We start from the raw sequence: 14,373 nt of genomic DNA, 5'->3' as shown, positions 1-14,373 counted from the left end.
GTCTCAGCCGACCTTGTGCAGCCAGCGCACCGGCGCGCCGTCCCCGGCGTAGCGGAACGGCTCGAGCTCGGCATCCCAGTCCGCGCCCAGCAGCTCCTCCAGCATCTCGGCCATCGCCTCGGGCGAGCCCTGCGACAGCCTCAGCACCTCACGCAGCCGGTCCTCGTTGACGACCGCGTCGCCGGCGGCCGAGGTCCACGTGTGGTGGATGCCGAGGGCGGGCGTGTGCGACCACCGGGACCCGTCGGCGCCCGGGCTGGGCTCCTCGGTGATCTCGTAGCGCAGGTTGTCCCACCCACGCAGCGTGGAGGCGAGCTTGGCGCCGGTGCCCTGTAAACCCGTCCACGGGAACTCCGCGCGGACGAGTGCGGCACCGGCAGGCTGGGGCGTCCAGTCGATCGAGAGCCGGCTGTCGAGGGCGGACTCGAGCGCCCAGGTGATGTGCGGGCACAGCGCTTTGGGGGTGGAGTGAATGAACACCACCCCGCGGGTCGTGACACGCGGCATCGCGACAGACATCCGGGCCTCCTTGGGTGTGCGAGGGACGTCTTCCCCACGAACCTCTGCACCTCGGTGGCTCGGCTGGTCGCCGCGACTCTTCAGTTTGGTTGTGCTGGCGCCCATTGTGCACCACAGACCACATCGACACCAGCAATACCACGAGTATCGGGCGCAACTGCTGTGGTGGCCCACATGCGAGCTCTTCAGCACGAGGCAGCTGGCCGACCGTGCCGGTACGGCGCCGGGCACCCCGGCGCCGTACCGGCGCCCGACCTACGTGGCCGAGGTGGGGGAAGCCGAGGGCGCCGTACCCTGCCCGGACGACGCCGGCGGCGCGCCACCGGGACCACCGCCCGCACCGCCCTCCTGCACAGCCGTCACCGCGTACCCCTTGTCGACCTGCACGATGATGTGGGTGCCGTCGGTGCGCACCATGTGGGCCTCGTAGACGCCGTCGGAGTCGGTCTCGACGCGCTCGATGGTCGCCGTCGGCTCCTTGGCCTTTGCGGCCGCCGTGACCTTGGCGGCGACGTCACCGGTGAGCAGGGTCTCGTCCGAGCGCGTCGGCTTGCTGGGATCGGTGTTGCCGTTGGCGTTGCCCGGGGCCGACCCCTGGGCGGGCGCGCTCTGGGCGTAGGCGGCGGTCGACGCACTGGCGGTGCTGGTGTCGGCGCTGGCCAGCGAGGCGCCGGTCAGCGCGATGCCGGCTGCTGCTGCGAGGCCGGCGGCGACGGGAACGATGCGGATCTTCATGGCGGGCTCCTCTGGGTGGGTGGAGCTCCACGGTGGGTCCTCGGGCTGCGCCGCCGACCGGCGTACGCCATGGATCGGCTGTCACTGCCTGTGGCTCGCTGTGCCTCGCCGTGTCGCGCTGGGCTCTGCGTGTCTCGAGGTGACCGGCGTCCTCGGGGCGTCCTGCGGGTCTGACAGAATCTCGCCCTGGCGGGTGCAGTTGCCGCCCAGGGGCAGTAGCTCAGTCGGTCAGAGCAGCGGACTCATAATCCGTCGGTCGTCGGTTCAAGCCCGACCTGCCCCACCATGTATCAATGCAGGTCAGCGCCCTATGCGGCGTCATTTCAACCTCCGGCAGCAGCCGTGATCTCGGCGCTGTGGCGCATTTGTGGCACGTGCGCATCGAGCAGAGCGGCCACCGTGTCGAGGTCGTCACCGAACAGTCCGGCGTAGACGTCGAGCGTCATCGCGGCCGAGGAGTGCCCGAGCATCCGCTGGACGGCCTTGACGTTCGCCCCAGCGGCGATGGCCAGGGAGGCGGCGGTGTGGCGCAGGTCGTGCGGAGTCAGCCCGACGATCCCGGCTGAGGCACACGCGGGGTCGAAGACTCGGGTGCGCCAGTTGCCCAGTCGGAGCGGACCCCCGTGCGGCGACATGAAGACCAGGTCCCCCGGCTCCTTGCCCGCGACCGCTTCCTCGAGCATCGGCACCAGCCCAGGGGGAACGGGAACGGACCGCGTCTGGTGGTTCTTGGTCGTGCTCCAGACGAGGCGGCCGCCGATCTCGGAGGCGCTCTCGGCGATGTGCAGCCGCCGACGTGCGAGGTCGACCCGCACCACGCGCAGGGCGGTGAGCTCACCGAAGCGGATGCCCGTGAAGGCCAGGATGCAGATGGCCAGACCACCCGAACCCGACGCCCGCACGAGAGCCGTCAGCTCGGGAGGACTGAGGAACCGTGGCTCTCCCCTCACTGCTCGGGGTAGGCGCACGCCGACTGCTGGGTTGCGAGCGATACGGCCGTCGCGCAGGGCGAGATCCATGATCAGGGAGAACACGCGGTGGACCTGCCGGACCGTCGATGGCCTCGCCCCGCCCTCGGTCAGCTCGCCGATCCACGCCGCCACGTCCGAGGGAGCCACGCCGGACAGGCGGGTGCTCCCCCACTTCGGCACGACGTGATTGCGGACGATTCCTCGGTACCGCTCGGCGGTGGACTCCTTCAGGTGCGAAAGGCCGGCCACCCACACCTTGGCGAACTCCCCGACGGTGACCTTGCCTGCCGCCGGGTCGAGGTAGTTGCCGCGGTTCATCTCAGCCAGGAGAGCCACGAGGAAGCGCTCGGCGTCGACCTTCCTGCTGAACGACTTCTTGCGCTGCCGGTGCTGCGGGTCACGCCAGCGGGCCAGCCATTGACCGTTGCGCGCGTCCTTCGTGATGCTGGCCATCGTTAGGCCACCTGCTCCGTGACCCAAGTCCGGACCGCGGCCGGTTGGTAGCGCAGGTGTTTGCCCAGGCGCACCGCGGGCGGCCCCATCCCCCGATGGCGCCACTGGTAGAGGGTCCCCACCGGGACGCCGAGGTACTTCGAGACATCGTGGATCGTCCACAGAGGCTCGATCGCCACCACCTTCGATGACGTCGTTCTCGGCGGCTCATCGGTCGTCCGTTGTCTTCTCATTGCCTGTCCTCCTTGTCGATGTGTGCCTTCCGCTGCGCCGCCCGCTCGTGGTCGTGTTCGCGGGCTGCCGCGGCGGCAGCTTTGGCAAGCGCTGCGTCGCCGGGGGTGTCCCACCCGGTGTGGCTGTACGTCCATGCTCCGATGACGACGGTGGTGGCCTGGTCGTCGTCCACAGCCAGTAGCTGGGCTTCCATGGCAGCGAGGTCGATGGTGTCGCCGCGGCGGCCGGCGTCGGCGACGAGCTGTTGGGCGCGACGTCTGGCTCGGCGGAGCTGGCCGAGGGTGACGGAGTAGCTGCGGGACTTGGTGGCGAAGTGGCCGCGGAACCCGAGCTCGTGCGCCCACTTGCCCAGCAGCCCGTACGGGACGTCATTGAGGGGTCCTTGGCGGCCGGTCGCGGCCCAGTCGTCTTCGACCCGACGGCCGAGCTGGTCGGCGGTGTGTTGGATGCGGCGCAGGTGCGCGTTGGAGTGGTCGGTGGTGTCGGTGGCGGCCTTGGTGGCGTACTTGGCCAGGTACCCGGCCACCTGTTCCGGTGACAAGGCGGCGCCGGGGTCGTCGGTGCGGCGGGCGGCGGTGACCGGGCGGGCGTCGACCTGGCGTCCGAACGCGAGCACCCGGGGCACGTCATCTTCGTGGACGGGTGGGGCGGTGAACCGGACCGCGGCCACGGCCTCGCGGACCAGGCGGGCGAGGATGGTTGCGGTCACCTGCCGTGGTGCGGGGGCGAACCCGTCTGGGGTGCGGGGGCCGTCGAGCCGGATCAGGGCGTGGAAGTGGACCAGCCCGCGGCGCTGGTACTCGGCCACCTTGGCGTACTGCACGGTCGCCACCTCGGGCAGCTTCGTGGCGGGGACGCCCAGGTGGTGAGCCAGGGTACGGCGCAGCGTGATGATGAACCGTCGCCACAGCTCCGGGGCCCACCACTGCCACACCACATGGCTGGCGTAGTCGTAGCAGTCGGCGCACAGCGGCTGTCCCAGCAGTGGGTCGCCGTCGGCGTGGACGGCCATGCACGTCGTCGGCCGCCCGTGCTCGCAGCGGGGCTGGCCGCTGGCGTGGGAGCGGCAGCGGCGGGCGTTATCCCTCGTGCCGTGCACGGGCCCCATGGAGGGGGCGGTGAGGGTGGCGAACACCAACGGGTTGTCCGCCACCTGCTCTGGGACCGTCTTGCCGCCCCTGACGCCGGCGCGGATGAGCTGGAACATGTCGGCGGCGTACAGGCGGGAGCAGGACGGGCAGGCGGACTCGCGCCGGTTCCCACACCGCACCACCGTCGACCCCAGCGGCTCGTCCGCTGAGGAGTACGTGGACAGCACCTCGCCCGTGGCCTTGTCGATGGTGGTGGACGACCCGACCAGGTGGACGGGGTTGGAGCAGTACCCGACCCGGGAGGCGGCGACGGACCAGGCGTCGACGTCGTCCGACAGCATCCGCGCCAAGATCTGCTTGGACTGGTGCTGGTCGTACCCGGGCAGGTGCAGTTTGTTGTTCTCGTCGAACCGGGGACGGGGCAGCCCCGCCCACAACGCGTTGCGCGTCTCCTGCGACATGAACGGCCACCCCCTTCCCTGGTGAGGGTGCGCCGTGCGCGCTCTCCCCGCAGGGTCCTCTCTCACACGGCACACCCAGTCCAAGGGCGGCCCCACTGTGTTGACGGAAAGCCGGCGCGAGCAGAGGAGCGAGCACCGCGACGGCACTGGGTGGAACGGTTAGGCCGCCCCCACCAAACCCCGTTCGTGCAGGCTCGGCGGGTGGGCCGCAACGCGCCACAACCAACCACCAACAACCAGCACCAGTCGCAACAACCGTGCCAACTGCGGCAACCGTAAAGCATTGTGACGCAACATGTTTCGGATCTGTCGATCCGACCGCACCCTTGGGTGCGACACCACTCACCGTCCACCCCGAATCGGGCTCAGTCCACTGATTGTCGGTCTGGGGGCCGAGATTTGACCCAGCCTTTACTCACGAGCAGCCGGGTTGCCCAGCCCGTGCCGTTCCCGTCAGCGCAGTCCATGACGTCTGCGCAGACAGGGGTGAATTGAAGGTCATGCTCATGACAGTAGGCAGCGGCGACAGGCACAGATGGAGCGTGTTAAGTCAGACAGTATTCGAAGTACCAGCGACCGACCCCTCCGTAAAGCTGCGCCGCTCGGATCGCGCTCGCCGCCTTCTTGATGGGCTCATCGACTGCGTTTGCCACCTCTTCGCCGGGGGAATCAACAACGTACCCGCGGATCTGATCGGCCAATGCCTTTTGACCAGGATCTTCACTGAGCCCCGCGTTCATGACGGCACAACCTGCCTCAGCCACGACCCTCTCATCGGGCTCACCGGCGCGCAGAGCCTTGAAGATGTTCCTGCCTTGGCTGACTGCGTCCCTGGCGGCCGGATTTTGCGATGACCTCCGGACACAGGAGGTGGCAGTCCAGAATCACTGTGCGGCCCACCTCGACGCCCTCATGGCTCACCCACACTGACGCCGCCACGAATGCGGCTATCAGGCCTGAGGCCGCCCGTCCTCGCTGTGGCATGTTCACCTCGAAGTAGTGCGCGAATCCCTGACGATGTGCACGAGGCTAGGAGCGCGGACCTTCGAGCACTTCCCCACGATTTCCTAGTGCCGTTTGTGTCAGCCGATGCCGCCCTGCTCCAGTGCTGGTCAATGCAGCACGCCAGCCTGACCCTTCCTCTGCACACGAGGGAGTCGGACTTTCGTTGTCGGCGCCACCCATCGACATGCCAAGTGCTCGCTCATCAGCATGACCGCGCGGATCGCGGCAGATCCGCGCGTTCAGACCACGCGTACTGGCCAGCCCGAAGCTGTCCCGGGCCCCACCGTTCGCCGGTTGCTGCGCATGTGACCAGGCAGGACATAACACCCGCGCGTGGTCGCGACTACTGCCGCTGGAACCGGTCCAAGCACGCCCTGAGCGCCTCGACGGCCTCGTCCTGCCGGTGGTCTACAACCCGTCTCAGGACGATGCGCGTGGCAGAGTTCGAGCCCGACGGCTCGAACGTGAGCGGCCAGGTGTCTTGATACGGCCAGCACTCCCCGCTCAGCCGCTGCTCAGCCTGCTCCATCGCGAGCCTGCCCGTGAGCACGACGTGAACATCGTGCGCCAAGCCTTGAGTGGTATGTCGTTCGTTGGTGAGCCCCACCACGTCATCGACCGTGATGGGCGGGACTTTGTCCTCGGTCACGTCGCCTCCATCGCGCCCGCGAGATGAGCCTCGCACATGGCTGTCACGGGCCGTCCCGGGTCTCCTCAGGGTCAGAAGCGCCTCGTCGAGTCCGGCGTGCGTTCATGCGCAACTGGGCGACCCGGGCGACCCCGGCGATGGCCACCACCACACCGCCACCGACGGCAGCGATCAGCAGGGCCATTCCGAGGGAAATCGTGGCGGCCATTCCCAGGAGATGGACCTCGACCTTCGTGGTGTTCTGCAGCATGAAGACGATGAGGAGGATGAGGAGCAGGAGCGCGGCTGCGGTGGCCACCCAGACCGCGCTCGCCCGAGTGAGGGCAGGCGCGCCATGCGCAGATGGGGAGCCAGCCGTTGTGGGCGTCGATACGGTTGGGCGCTCGTCCGATGCCGAGGTGGGCGGGTCTGTGGCCATGATCGCAACGTTCCTCGCAGCGCGATCAGCGGTCAACGGCGAGCGCATCACGTTCTTCCGGCCAGAGTCTCGCGACGGCACGCTCCCCCAGTCCTGCTGTCTCTTGCAGCCCGGACCGTTTACCGGATCTCGGCACGAGCGGATCGCGGCATGAGCGGACGTCATCTACTTGGCGAAGGGCAGGTTCTCCACCCAGGTGCGCAGGTCTTCGACGAGGACGATGAACTTTGAGTTGGGGGCGTCAGTTGCTCGATGGGCGATGAGGCCCCCGGAGGCGATGGCGCCGCGAAGGGTTTTAGCCGAGAAGCCGACGGCCGATGCCGCTTGATTCAAGGTGAGGCTGATGCGCCCGGTTTCTGCAAGGTCCATGTGAACATGCCCAGAGCAGTGCTTACGGCGGGACAAGCCTTCCGGTGTAACCATCGCCCAGAAGCTCGGCGCTCAACCACTGCAGCAGGCCCGGTGCAGGTCCTGGGTCGCAGCTTCATGATGATGGTTGGCATGCCGGCAACCCGGTGGGACGATACGGGGAGTTGGTTGCGTGAGCGGCCGGAAGGACCATCTCTATGTGGTTCGGGATCATCGCGGGCATCTTCGTGGTGCTGCTTGTGGTTGGCGCTTGGCTGTGGGATCGGGGCCACGGTACGAGCGGAACCAGAACAGAAATAGCGTACCGTCGTCCGGACTCGGACCGTCCCGGCTTCTGAGTAGGACCCCTAGTCCTGATTGCCAACCCTGCGGCGCCGTCGTTGCGCTTCGCGTGAACCGGCTACGCCACCATTGAGCCTTCGGGCCAGGTCGGCGGTGCGGGCGCACGGCGTGTGTCCCAACTCCGGCCCATCGGGGTGCCATGCTCCGTCTTCTGCTCCACGATCGATCTGCTCTCTCTGGCCACATGTTCTTGCCGATGCGGAAGACGAGGCCCTGCGGACGGGGCTTCGCCGTGGCGCGTCATCGTTCGGCGGTCGTACCATCGGACATGGTCAACCTTGGCCGACGCCAAGACACGCGGCAGCCTGATGGGTCGGGTGAGGACCCAGTGGTCCGCCAGTACCGATTCCTGCTCAGGGAAGCGGCGCCCGAAGCGGTCGAGGAAGCCCACATTCAGGCAATGACTCGTCTCAGCCCGGAACAACGGTTGATCATTCTGACGTCGATCCAACACGGGCTGCTGGCCGGTCAGCGCCTGAGTTCCGAAGACATCTCCAAGATGGCCCGCCTCATCGTCCTTGGTGAGCGCCGCTCGCCAAACGCTTTCATCTCCACCTGTGATCCCGTAGTCCTACGGGCCCTCTCGGACGCGGTCATCCACACCGAGGCCAGCTTCGGCTTGTTCGGTCAGTACGCCACTTGGGATGGCGTCGACCCGGCCCCCGAGGACGACGCGGAGTGGGCAAGTGCCGGGTTCAACCCAGACAGTGGTCGCTGGAACGTTGCCCGCGGAACCGGACGGGACGACTCGGGCATCGTTCACGGCGCCGGCGGTGGTTGGGGCGGAGGAGACGGAGGCGGAGCTGGCTGAGCCGTCGACCGCCCCCAGGCAGCCCACTGCACATCGCGTTGGGCTCACGAGTACCGGATGGCCGGCGTTCCTTCGGCGTGGATCGTCGATGAGCTCTTCTGTCAGTCCAGGCCGCCGGCAGACGAGCGGGTCGCAACGACGGAGTTGAACTATCCCGCGATGCCGCCGACAACGGATACAAGCCCTGACGCGCCGACCGTGAAACCGGCTTCTGTCGGCGCGCCCATCGCGGCATGACCGGATGTATTGGCGCGTTCGGTTGGGCCTGTTGGCCCCGGACTGTTTGCAAGATTCGCACTGCGGGGGTTTAAGCAGGTCCGTCGGCCACTCTCCCCTTCTGGACAGCCCACAGCTCGAACCCATGAGGGCTGCTCGGCAGAAGCGGGCGTTTGCCCGATGAGCAGGTCCGCATCCTGATGTTCACCCTCGGGAAGGACCATTACCCGCCACACCCATGGACCGCACGGGACCGTCCCGACTTCAGGGCATCGTCGACGCGTTGCTGTGGTTGTTTGAGTACATAACACCCGTGTCTTCCAACTATTCATCACTGGCGTCTCGTCTCGGTCGGATGCGGTTGAAGGCCGCGTCGGCTTCGGTCATGCTGCACGGGTGCCAAACCATGACGAATTCAACCGTGACCTGGCGGCTGCTGCGCGGGACATGCAGGACGAGGACAACAGCAAGCAGGCGATGGAGCGAGCGGTGGTGCTCGCGACGCAGATCCTGCCCGGATGCGATGCCGCAGGGGTGTGCGTCGTCTACCGAGGGGAACGTGTCGACACGCACGCCACCAGCGATGACGCACTCCGCCAAGTCGACACACTGCAACACGAACTGAAGGAGGGGCCCTGCCTGGACGCGTTGCGACGGCAGGAAACCGTACAGAGCAACGACCTTTCTGTTGATGAGCGATGGCCCAAGTGGGGCCCCGAGGTCGCCACGCGGCTGGGGCTCCTCAGCATCGTGAGCTACCGGTTGTTCTCCACCGACAGCACTCTTGGTGCGTTGAACCTTTACGGCAAGGACAGGTCAGCTTTCACCAGCGACGACATCCACGACGGCATGGCCTTAGCCGCGCACGTCGGGGTTGCACTGGCAGGCGCGCAGGAGGTTGAGCACCTGGAGAAGGCCCTCGGGGGCCGAACCGTGATCGGCCAAGCTACCGGGATCCTGATGGAGCGGTTCTCCCTGCCATCGGACCGGGCCTTCAGTCTTCTCAGCAGGATCTCCCAGAACAAGAATTTGAAGCTGCGACAACTGGCCGAGCAGATCGTGCGGACGCGGGCCATTCCGAAGGTGTAGTAAGGCCGGACCAGGTCGGGTAACCATCTCGTACAACGGTGCCGAGCTCACGCCCGCAAGAGCACGCGCAGGTCAGCGGGCGCGCCTACGTCTTGCCATTGCCACCGCCGCGGGGCGGCCACGGCGAGGACGCTGAAGAAGCACCCCAGAGGTCTCGGCAGGCAGCAGCCTGTGCAGGAGACCGTGCCGGGCTACGACACCCAGCGAGATGCACGCCGTACGGTCTCCACACGCAGAGGCGGGGCCCAATCCTCGGTGGTCGTCTGGTCGGTCAGCGATGAGGAATTGCGGCGGCTCGCGGCTAGCCGCCGCCCGGGTGCTGGACCAGCGTGGAGATCGAATCGACGCCCCGGGTGGTGGCTGCTTTCGGTGCACGTCCAAGAGGCCCTCCTGACTTTCGACGGGCTGCGAGGCGAGATGGTGTCGACCGCGACTGGACTGAAAGTTCAACGCCTCGATTGAACAGCCGCTCCGCGGCATGAGCGGTCGCTGGTCGGCCGATCTGCGTGCTGGCGCATGGCAGGAGGCGCTAGATCCGGCCTCAGGCCGCTGCCCCGCAGCCCTGGTGTGAGTCCTGCGTGCAAGCGAGGTTGACGCGATGCAGGGCAATGCCGCTTCCGGCCACTGCTTCAAGGGGTCGCGGTGGCCATCGGCCGATGGAGTGCCCCCATTCTCTGCCCGAGAATGGTGGGCACTCTCCCCGTGTCGCGTTTGCTACGACCAAAGGTCTTCGATGTCAACCCTCGCGGGTGGCGGTGCGGACGAACCGTTCGGTCAGGGCGAACAGTGCTGAAGGTGGATGAGCGCCCCGCCGGTCGGCTGGAACGCTCAGGGCTCCGCAGTCAGCCGATCCACCTTCACGAAGGGAACTCCCCGTGCGCAACTACCTCATTAAGCTCCACGCGCGAGTCGCCGAACGGGGCGCTACCGCAGTCGAGTACGGCCTGATGGTCGCCCTCATCGCCATCGTCATCGTTGTCGCCGTCGCCCTGCTCGGAGGTAGCCTGTCCGGGGTCTTCGACAAGGTCGCCGGCAGCGTCTAAGGGGCCTCACGTCATGCACGTGTTGAAGCGCGGCCTTGTATGGCTGGTCTTAGTGGGGCTGGCGACGGCGTTGGGCTACCTCGCTGGTTCCTTCGGTCTCATCTGAGTCCCTGGCCTTTGGCGCGGAAGGGCCCGTCCACTCCGCGAGGGACGTGGCGATCTTCCGTTTCGCGTTGGCGGCGAGGTAGCTTCTGGCGTCGGCGGCAGGGTAACCAGACGCGCAGGGGGTGGCCATGCCTTTCGTGCCCGGGCGGGGTGCCAGGAGCGTCATCACGCACGAGCCGAAAGACGCACACCGTGGGTCGACTGAACGGACAATGTCTTCCTGACGATTCGCGCGCCACCCTGCGTGCCTCATAACGTCCGAGGGTGCCCCCACCCTGTCTCGCGTGCCGTTACGCAGGCGACTTGGCGTCATGCCCAGGATGTGGTCGCGTGCGGCCGAGTCGAGCCCTGCTGGCTGAGTGGCTGGTCCCGGTCGGGCTGCTCGCGACAGCCATTGCAGTTGGCCTCTCGGCGATGACCTTGCGCTGAGGTGGGACCTACGCCATCGGGGGGACGCGGGGGTATCGAGCCGGTCGTAGGGTCTCTGCATCGCGTAAGGGTGCGCCTGGTCCATCCCCCGGTCGGCAGGCTCTAGCGTGAGCGGCCGCGGCGGCGCTGGGAACGACGCTTCCCCAGGGGGCGCCGCCGTCGGTCGCACCCCTGGCTGAGCCAAGCTCCGACAGTGGATTCCTCGTTTCGGCTCGGTGTCCTAGGCTTGGGCGGTTGCGGAGGAGCCCCCTGGTCTTCACCTGCAACGGCCGCCCCCGCCTCCGCGCGTGGAGACGGGGGCGATCCCGATTCCAGTCCGTCGCACCCAGATCTGTCGTCCTAGTAGTCGAGCCCCTTGGCCGGAATGGTCAGCGGCACCAGCCATTCCGCGCGCTTGGCGTCGCTGAGGATCTGGTCCACATCGCAGTTGAAGCGGTCGACGCCCGGCGACATGCACAACAGCATCGTGCTCACAGCCCTGATCGGCTCGGTCCACTTGACCAGTACCTCAGGAGGTAGGGCGGCCCGGATCATCTCGACGTGGTTCAGACCGGTCCGTCCGGCCCGCCAAGAGCCGCCCTGAACCATCCGCGCCCCCGCGGCCGCAACCTGCTGGCAGGTGCGTCGGATCTCGTCTTCGGTCAGGCCCTCGGACGCCATGATCGTCCGCACCTTGTCGCGCGGGGGAACGCTTGGCCGAACGAAGTGCCACCGCCCGGACGGCTACCGGGCGGGGGCGCTTCTCGCGAAGGGCGCCGGGCGTGCGGCCCGGGCACGGCTACACATCCCGACGCCCCCGTTAGCCACGATGGGGACTTCTCGCGGCGTCGGGGACTTCTCGCGGCGTCCAAGTAGGCGCGACGCCCTTCCCGCCAGGCGCCCAGAGGCCCAGAGGGCGAGGTCCGACTCGCGTTGGCGAGGGACCTTCGTCCCTACGTTCGCCCAGAACGAAAGCGTCCCGGCGACACTCGCGGGCGAGAGCCCAGGGGGCCTACCCCATCCGGCTGGTTGCCCCTACGCATCATGACCGAAGCGCTGCTCACGCCGCCGCGCCTACCGTCGAACCGCAGCGGTCCCCGCGACCTCCCCCCTCACCGCAGAGGCTGCTGTGCTGTTGAGGTGGCAAGAGCCCCCACCCTCGCAATGAGGGTGGGGGCACTTCAGCGTGTCGGGTCGGTGCGGCGCGTCTCCCTGCGCCTCGAGCCCGAGTTACTCAAGGCCGGGCTGCGCGCACAGAGGGGACAGGTCCCCCCTGACCGCCCAGCTCTCCTGAGGTTCGCCGAAAAGAAGAGCGGGCGGTCACGTCGCCGTTCGACCTCGCGTCGTAGCGACGGCCCACCTGATGGTCCCACCGAGCAGGCGATGACGGAAGAAGGTGAGGGCGCGCCTAGTGTGCTAACTCGTCTTGTGGCTCCGACGGGCTATGGCAGGCCCAAACCGCAAGGCGCATGCTGAGATGCAGTTAGGTTTGCGCCCGCAGGAACACTCGCGGAAACGGTGAAGGCGCGAAATAGCGCCTGAGCCAAGGAGTCGACCATGCGCGTCGCGACCGCCGTAATCGTGCCCAAAGCCGCCGTTCGAGATCCGAAGTCTCACAGCCGCCTTGTGGGGGAAGCCCGAGCCCGCCTGACACAGTTGGGCCTCGCCGCCGATCACGCGTTAGCCGAGGAGCCTGCCGTGGTGATCACCGAGGAATCGATGCCCCCGCACGTGGTGATCGTGACGTTCAGCTGGGAGATGGACTGAGACCGGTTTCCGTGCCGACGGTTTACAAACCAGTCAACACGTGATGAAGGGCGCCAAGCGTGCGGCCCGTCCAGCACGGTCGCGGCCACACATCCCGGCGCCCTCGCCAACCACGTGTAGTTGATGGCCGCGACAACGCTGTGACCGGCAGCGGCACATCGCCACCGTATTGCAAACGCTCGTTGGGTCGCGGCGGACCGGGAAAGCGAGAGAGACTGCCCCTCGCCTCTCCAACAGAGCTGGCCGCCAGGGGCAGTCCTCGCCCCTTTTCGCGATCGAAAGCTGGGGTTGCACAATGCGGGCATGAGTGACTCACCGGTACACGACTCGGATGGGCTAGGGAGGGTTGCGCGGGACCTCGTAGAGACCCAAGGGGTGGCGCCCACCCTCCGAGCGGTTGTCGCGAAGACCGCCACGTTGTTGTCGTGCAAGTGGGCCGTTGTCGCGGTCACGCGGACCCTGACGGACAACCTGCCCGCCTGACCGCCTCGACCGATGAGGATCTGGCGTCAAGGATCGCTGGCATTGCGGGTGCAGCCGGTGCCAGCCCTGGGATCACGGCCTTCGAATCGGGCAAGGTTGTCGTCTGCTCCCACTTGGCCGTCAGTGACCAGTACCCGGACTACTGCAAGGGCATGCTGGCCGCGACGCCGGTGAAGTCTGTTCTCAGTGTTCCGCTGCAGAGCGCCGACGGGCCCCTCGGTGTGCTGACCTGCTACGCCGATCGACGCGAGGCGTTCGACGAGTCGGCCGTCGAGGTGGCCCGGACCTTGGGCGACCTGGCGGTGCTGGCCATCGAGGCGGCGCTCGGAGAAGACGAGTCGGACAACCTGCAGTTGGCGCTCCTGCGAGCCCGGACCATCGGCGCGGCCATCGGCATCCGGATGGAGCGAAGACAGCTCAACGCAGACGATGCCTTCACGCTGTTGGGCAGGGTCAGCCAGCACACCAACACCAAGCTCGCCGAGGTGGCTGCGAAACCGGTGGAGACGGGCGACCTGCCCGATCTGCCGTGGTCTGCCTGAAGTCCTTGGCCAGCAGCAGGGATAACGGATGGGTCATATTGGGCATGGCGTGCTCAGCATCGCTAGCGGGCACCCCTGAGCGCTCTTGGCGAACGAGGAGAATGCCACGGCCGCCGCTTCGGCGTTGCAGTTCTCGGCGTTGCCCTGTCCGGAGCACCTGGTCAGCACCACGAGCGTGCCGACTAGCCGTATCACCGCGGGACGCCGCCAGTGAGACTCCCTTGTACTCTACCTAGGGGCTAGGTAGAGTACGGCCGTGGGCACCGGTCACCAGCCACGGATGACGATCCCGACCCAGCTCGTGCTGCAGGTCTTCCTCGATGACGCCACCCGCGATCGGTACGGCAGCGACATCGGCGCGGAGGCCGGGCTCCCCAGCGGCACCGTGCACCCAATCCTCGCCAAGCTCGAGGGCTTCGGCTGGCTGGAGTCGCGATGGGAGGACATCGACCCACGCGTCGAAGGCCGCCCCGCGCGGCGGTACTACCGCCTGACGGGTGCCGGTGCCCAGTCCGCGCAGTTGGCCGTGGCCCGAGCACACCGACCTCGGCGCGGCTTCTCCCTCCCCCACCCGGCGAGCGGGGAGGCATGAGATGCGCACGCTGGCACCATCACTCGCGGGGCAGGTCGGCCGTGGCCGGCCGTGGCCCAAGCGCGTGGTG

15 protein-coding genes and 1 tRNA gene are annotated in these 14,373 nt (G+C 67.5%); 7 read left to right on the top strand and 9 right to left on the bottom strand.

Features of this window, described 5'->3' with window-relative positions; translation table 11 throughout:
- Positions 1-3 precede the first annotated feature (3 nt).
- Together ABEA42_RS10375 and ABEA42_RS10370 are read right to left on the bottom strand one after the other, a co-directional pair.
- The gene (locus ABEA42_RS10375; protein WP_345503076.1) at positions 4-519 is read right to left on the bottom strand and encodes a DUF3145 domain-containing protein; all 516 of its coding nucleotides are present in this window, start codon (positions 517-519) and stop codon (positions 4-6) included.
- A 255-nt stretch (positions 520-774) separates the two neighbouring features.
- Positions 775-1,254 (bottom strand): hypothetical protein, encoded by a 480-nt coding sequence (locus tag ABEA42_RS10370; protein ID WP_345503074.1) that lies wholly within the window; start codon positions 1,252-1,254, stop codon positions 775-777.
- Positions 1,255-1,463: 209 nt separating this feature from the next.
- On the opposite strand from ABEA42_RS10370, the gene ABEA42_RS10365 reads away from it, so the two are divergent.
- Positions 1,464-1,540: transfer RNA gene (locus ABEA42_RS10365), tRNA-Ile, on the top strand.
- A 37-nt stretch (positions 1,541-1,577) separates the two neighbouring features.
- On the opposite strand, the gene ABEA42_RS10360 is transcribed toward ABEA42_RS10365, so the two are convergent.
- The 6 genes from ABEA42_RS10360 to ABEA42_RS10335 form a co-directional block, all read right to left on the bottom strand.
- Positions 1,578-2,678 (bottom strand): tyrosine-type recombinase/integrase, encoded by a 1,101-nt coding sequence (locus ABEA42_RS10360; RefSeq protein ID WP_345503072.1) that lies wholly within the window; start codon positions 2,676-2,678, stop codon positions 1,578-1,580.
- Between the two features lie 2 nt (positions 2,679-2,680).
- Positions 2,681-2,911 (bottom strand): helix-turn-helix transcriptional regulator, encoded by a 231-nt coding sequence (locus tag ABEA42_RS10355; protein ID WP_345503070.1) that lies wholly within the window; start codon positions 2,909-2,911, stop codon positions 2,681-2,683.
- Complete coding sequence (locus ABEA42_RS10350; protein WP_345503068.1) at positions 2,908-4,464, bottom strand: replication initiator; 1,557 nt, start codon at positions 4,462-4,464, stop codon at positions 2,908-2,910. Before ABEA42_RS10350 ends, ABEA42_RS10355 begins: the two co-directional genes overlap by 4 nt.
- A 1,348-nt stretch (positions 4,465-5,812) precedes the next feature.
- Positions 5,813-6,118: a hypothetical protein gene (locus ABEA42_RS10345; RefSeq protein ID WP_345503066.1), complete on the bottom strand. Its 306-nt coding sequence runs from the start codon at positions 6,116-6,118 to the stop codon at positions 5,813-5,815.
- Positions 6,119-6,161: 43 nt separating this feature from the next.
- Positions 6,162-6,416, bottom strand: coding sequence for a lipopolysaccharide assembly protein LapA domain-containing protein (locus tag ABEA42_RS10340; protein WP_345503064.1), 255 nt, complete (start codon positions 6,414-6,416; stop codon positions 6,162-6,164).
- A gap of 285 nt (positions 6,417-6,701) precedes the next feature.
- Positions 6,702-6,905 (bottom strand): hypothetical protein, encoded by a 204-nt coding sequence (locus ABEA42_RS10335; RefSeq protein ID WP_345503062.1) that lies wholly within the window; start codon positions 6,903-6,905, stop codon positions 6,702-6,704.
- 610 nt (positions 6,906-7,515) lie between these two features.
- Between ABEA42_RS10335 and ABEA42_RS10330 the strand changes: the two genes are divergently transcribed.
- The 3 genes from ABEA42_RS10330 to ABEA42_RS10320 all read left to right on the top strand — a co-directional run bounded on the left by ABEA42_RS10330 (position 7,516) and on the right by ABEA42_RS10320 (position 10,406).
- On the top strand, positions 7,516-8,058 hold the full coding sequence (locus ABEA42_RS10330) for a hypothetical protein (protein ID WP_345503060.1): 543 nt from the start codon (positions 7,516-7,518) through the stop codon (positions 8,056-8,058).
- Between the two features lie 612 nt (positions 8,059-8,670).
- The gene (locus ABEA42_RS10325) at positions 8,671-9,363 is read left to right on the top strand and encodes a GAF and ANTAR domain-containing protein (protein WP_345503058.1); all 693 of its coding nucleotides are present in this window, start codon (positions 8,671-8,673) and stop codon (positions 9,361-9,363) included.
- Between the two features lie 875 nt (positions 9,364-10,238).
- Entirely contained in the window at positions 10,239-10,406 is a 168-nt protein-coding gene (locus ABEA42_RS10320) for a Flp family type IVb pilin (RefSeq protein ID WP_345503056.1), read from the top strand.
- Positions 10,407-11,279: 873 nt separating this feature from the next.
- Here ABEA42_RS10320 and ABEA42_RS10315 read toward each other — a convergent pair.
- A complete protein-coding gene (locus ABEA42_RS10315) occupies positions 11,280-11,600 on the bottom strand; it encodes a beta/alpha barrel domain-containing protein (RefSeq protein ID WP_345503054.1) in 321 nt (106 codons plus the stop codon).
- Positions 11,601-12,476: 876 nt separating this feature from the next.
- Here ABEA42_RS10315 and ABEA42_RS10310 point away from each other — a divergent pair.
- From ABEA42_RS10310 to ABEA42_RS10300, 3 genes are all read left to right on the top strand, one after another.
- Positions 12,477-12,686: a hypothetical protein gene (locus ABEA42_RS10310; protein ID WP_345503052.1), complete on the top strand. Its 210-nt coding sequence runs from the start codon at positions 12,477-12,479 to the stop codon at positions 12,684-12,686.
- Positions 12,687-13,111: 425 nt separating this feature from the next.
- Complete coding sequence (locus tag ABEA42_RS10305) at positions 13,112-13,711, top strand: GAF and ANTAR domain-containing protein (protein WP_345503050.1); 600 nt, start codon at positions 13,112-13,114, stop codon at positions 13,709-13,711.
- A gap of 256 nt (positions 13,712-13,967) precedes the next feature.
- The gene (locus ABEA42_RS10300; protein WP_345503048.1) at positions 13,968-14,303 is read left to right on the top strand and encodes a PadR family transcriptional regulator; all 336 of its coding nucleotides are present in this window, start codon (positions 13,968-13,970) and stop codon (positions 14,301-14,303) included.
- The last annotated feature ends 70 nt before the right edge of the window (positions 14,304-14,373 follow it).

The sequence above is a fragment of the Pedococcus ginsenosidimutans genome (assembly GCF_039544395.1).
GTDB lineage: Bacteria > Actinomycetota > Actinomycetes > Actinomycetales > Dermatophilaceae > Pedococcus > Pedococcus ginsenosidimutans.
This window is presented reverse-complemented; position numbering and strand designations above follow the sequence as displayed.

Coding starts and splice junctions, on each gene's coding strand:
- ABEA42_RS10360 (WP_345503072.1), bottom strand. CDS start 2,678: ATGGCCAGCATCACGAAGGACGCGCGCAACGGTCAATGGCTGGCCCGC.
- ABEA42_RS10310 (WP_345503052.1), top strand. CDS start 12,477: ATGCGCGTCGCGACCGCCGTAATCGTGCCCAAAGCCGCCGTTCGAGAT.
- ABEA42_RS10315 (WP_345503054.1), bottom strand. CDS start 11,600: ATGGCGTCCGAGGGCCTGACCGAAGACGAGATCCGACGCACCTGCCAG.
- ABEA42_RS10355 (WP_345503070.1), bottom strand. CDS start 2,911: ATGAGAAGACAACGGACGACCGATGAGCCGCCGAGAACGACGTCATCG.
- ABEA42_RS10335 (WP_345503062.1), bottom strand. CDS start 6,905: ATGGACCTTGCAGAAACCGGGCGCATCAGCCTCACCTTGAATCAAGCG.
- ABEA42_RS10330 (WP_345503060.1), top strand. CDS start 7,516: ATGGTCAACCTTGGCCGACGCCAAGACACGCGGCAGCCTGATGGGTCG.
- ABEA42_RS10375 (WP_345503076.1), bottom strand. CDS start 519: ATGTCTGTCGCGATGCCGCGTGTCACGACCCGCGGGGTGGTGTTCATT.
- ABEA42_RS10370 (WP_345503074.1), bottom strand. CDS start 1,254: ATGAAGATCCGCATCGTTCCCGTCGCCGCCGGCCTCGCAGCAGCAGCC.
- ABEA42_RS10350 (WP_345503068.1), bottom strand. CDS start 4,464: ATGTCGCAGGAGACGCGCAACGCGTTGTGGGCGGGGCTGCCCCGTCCC.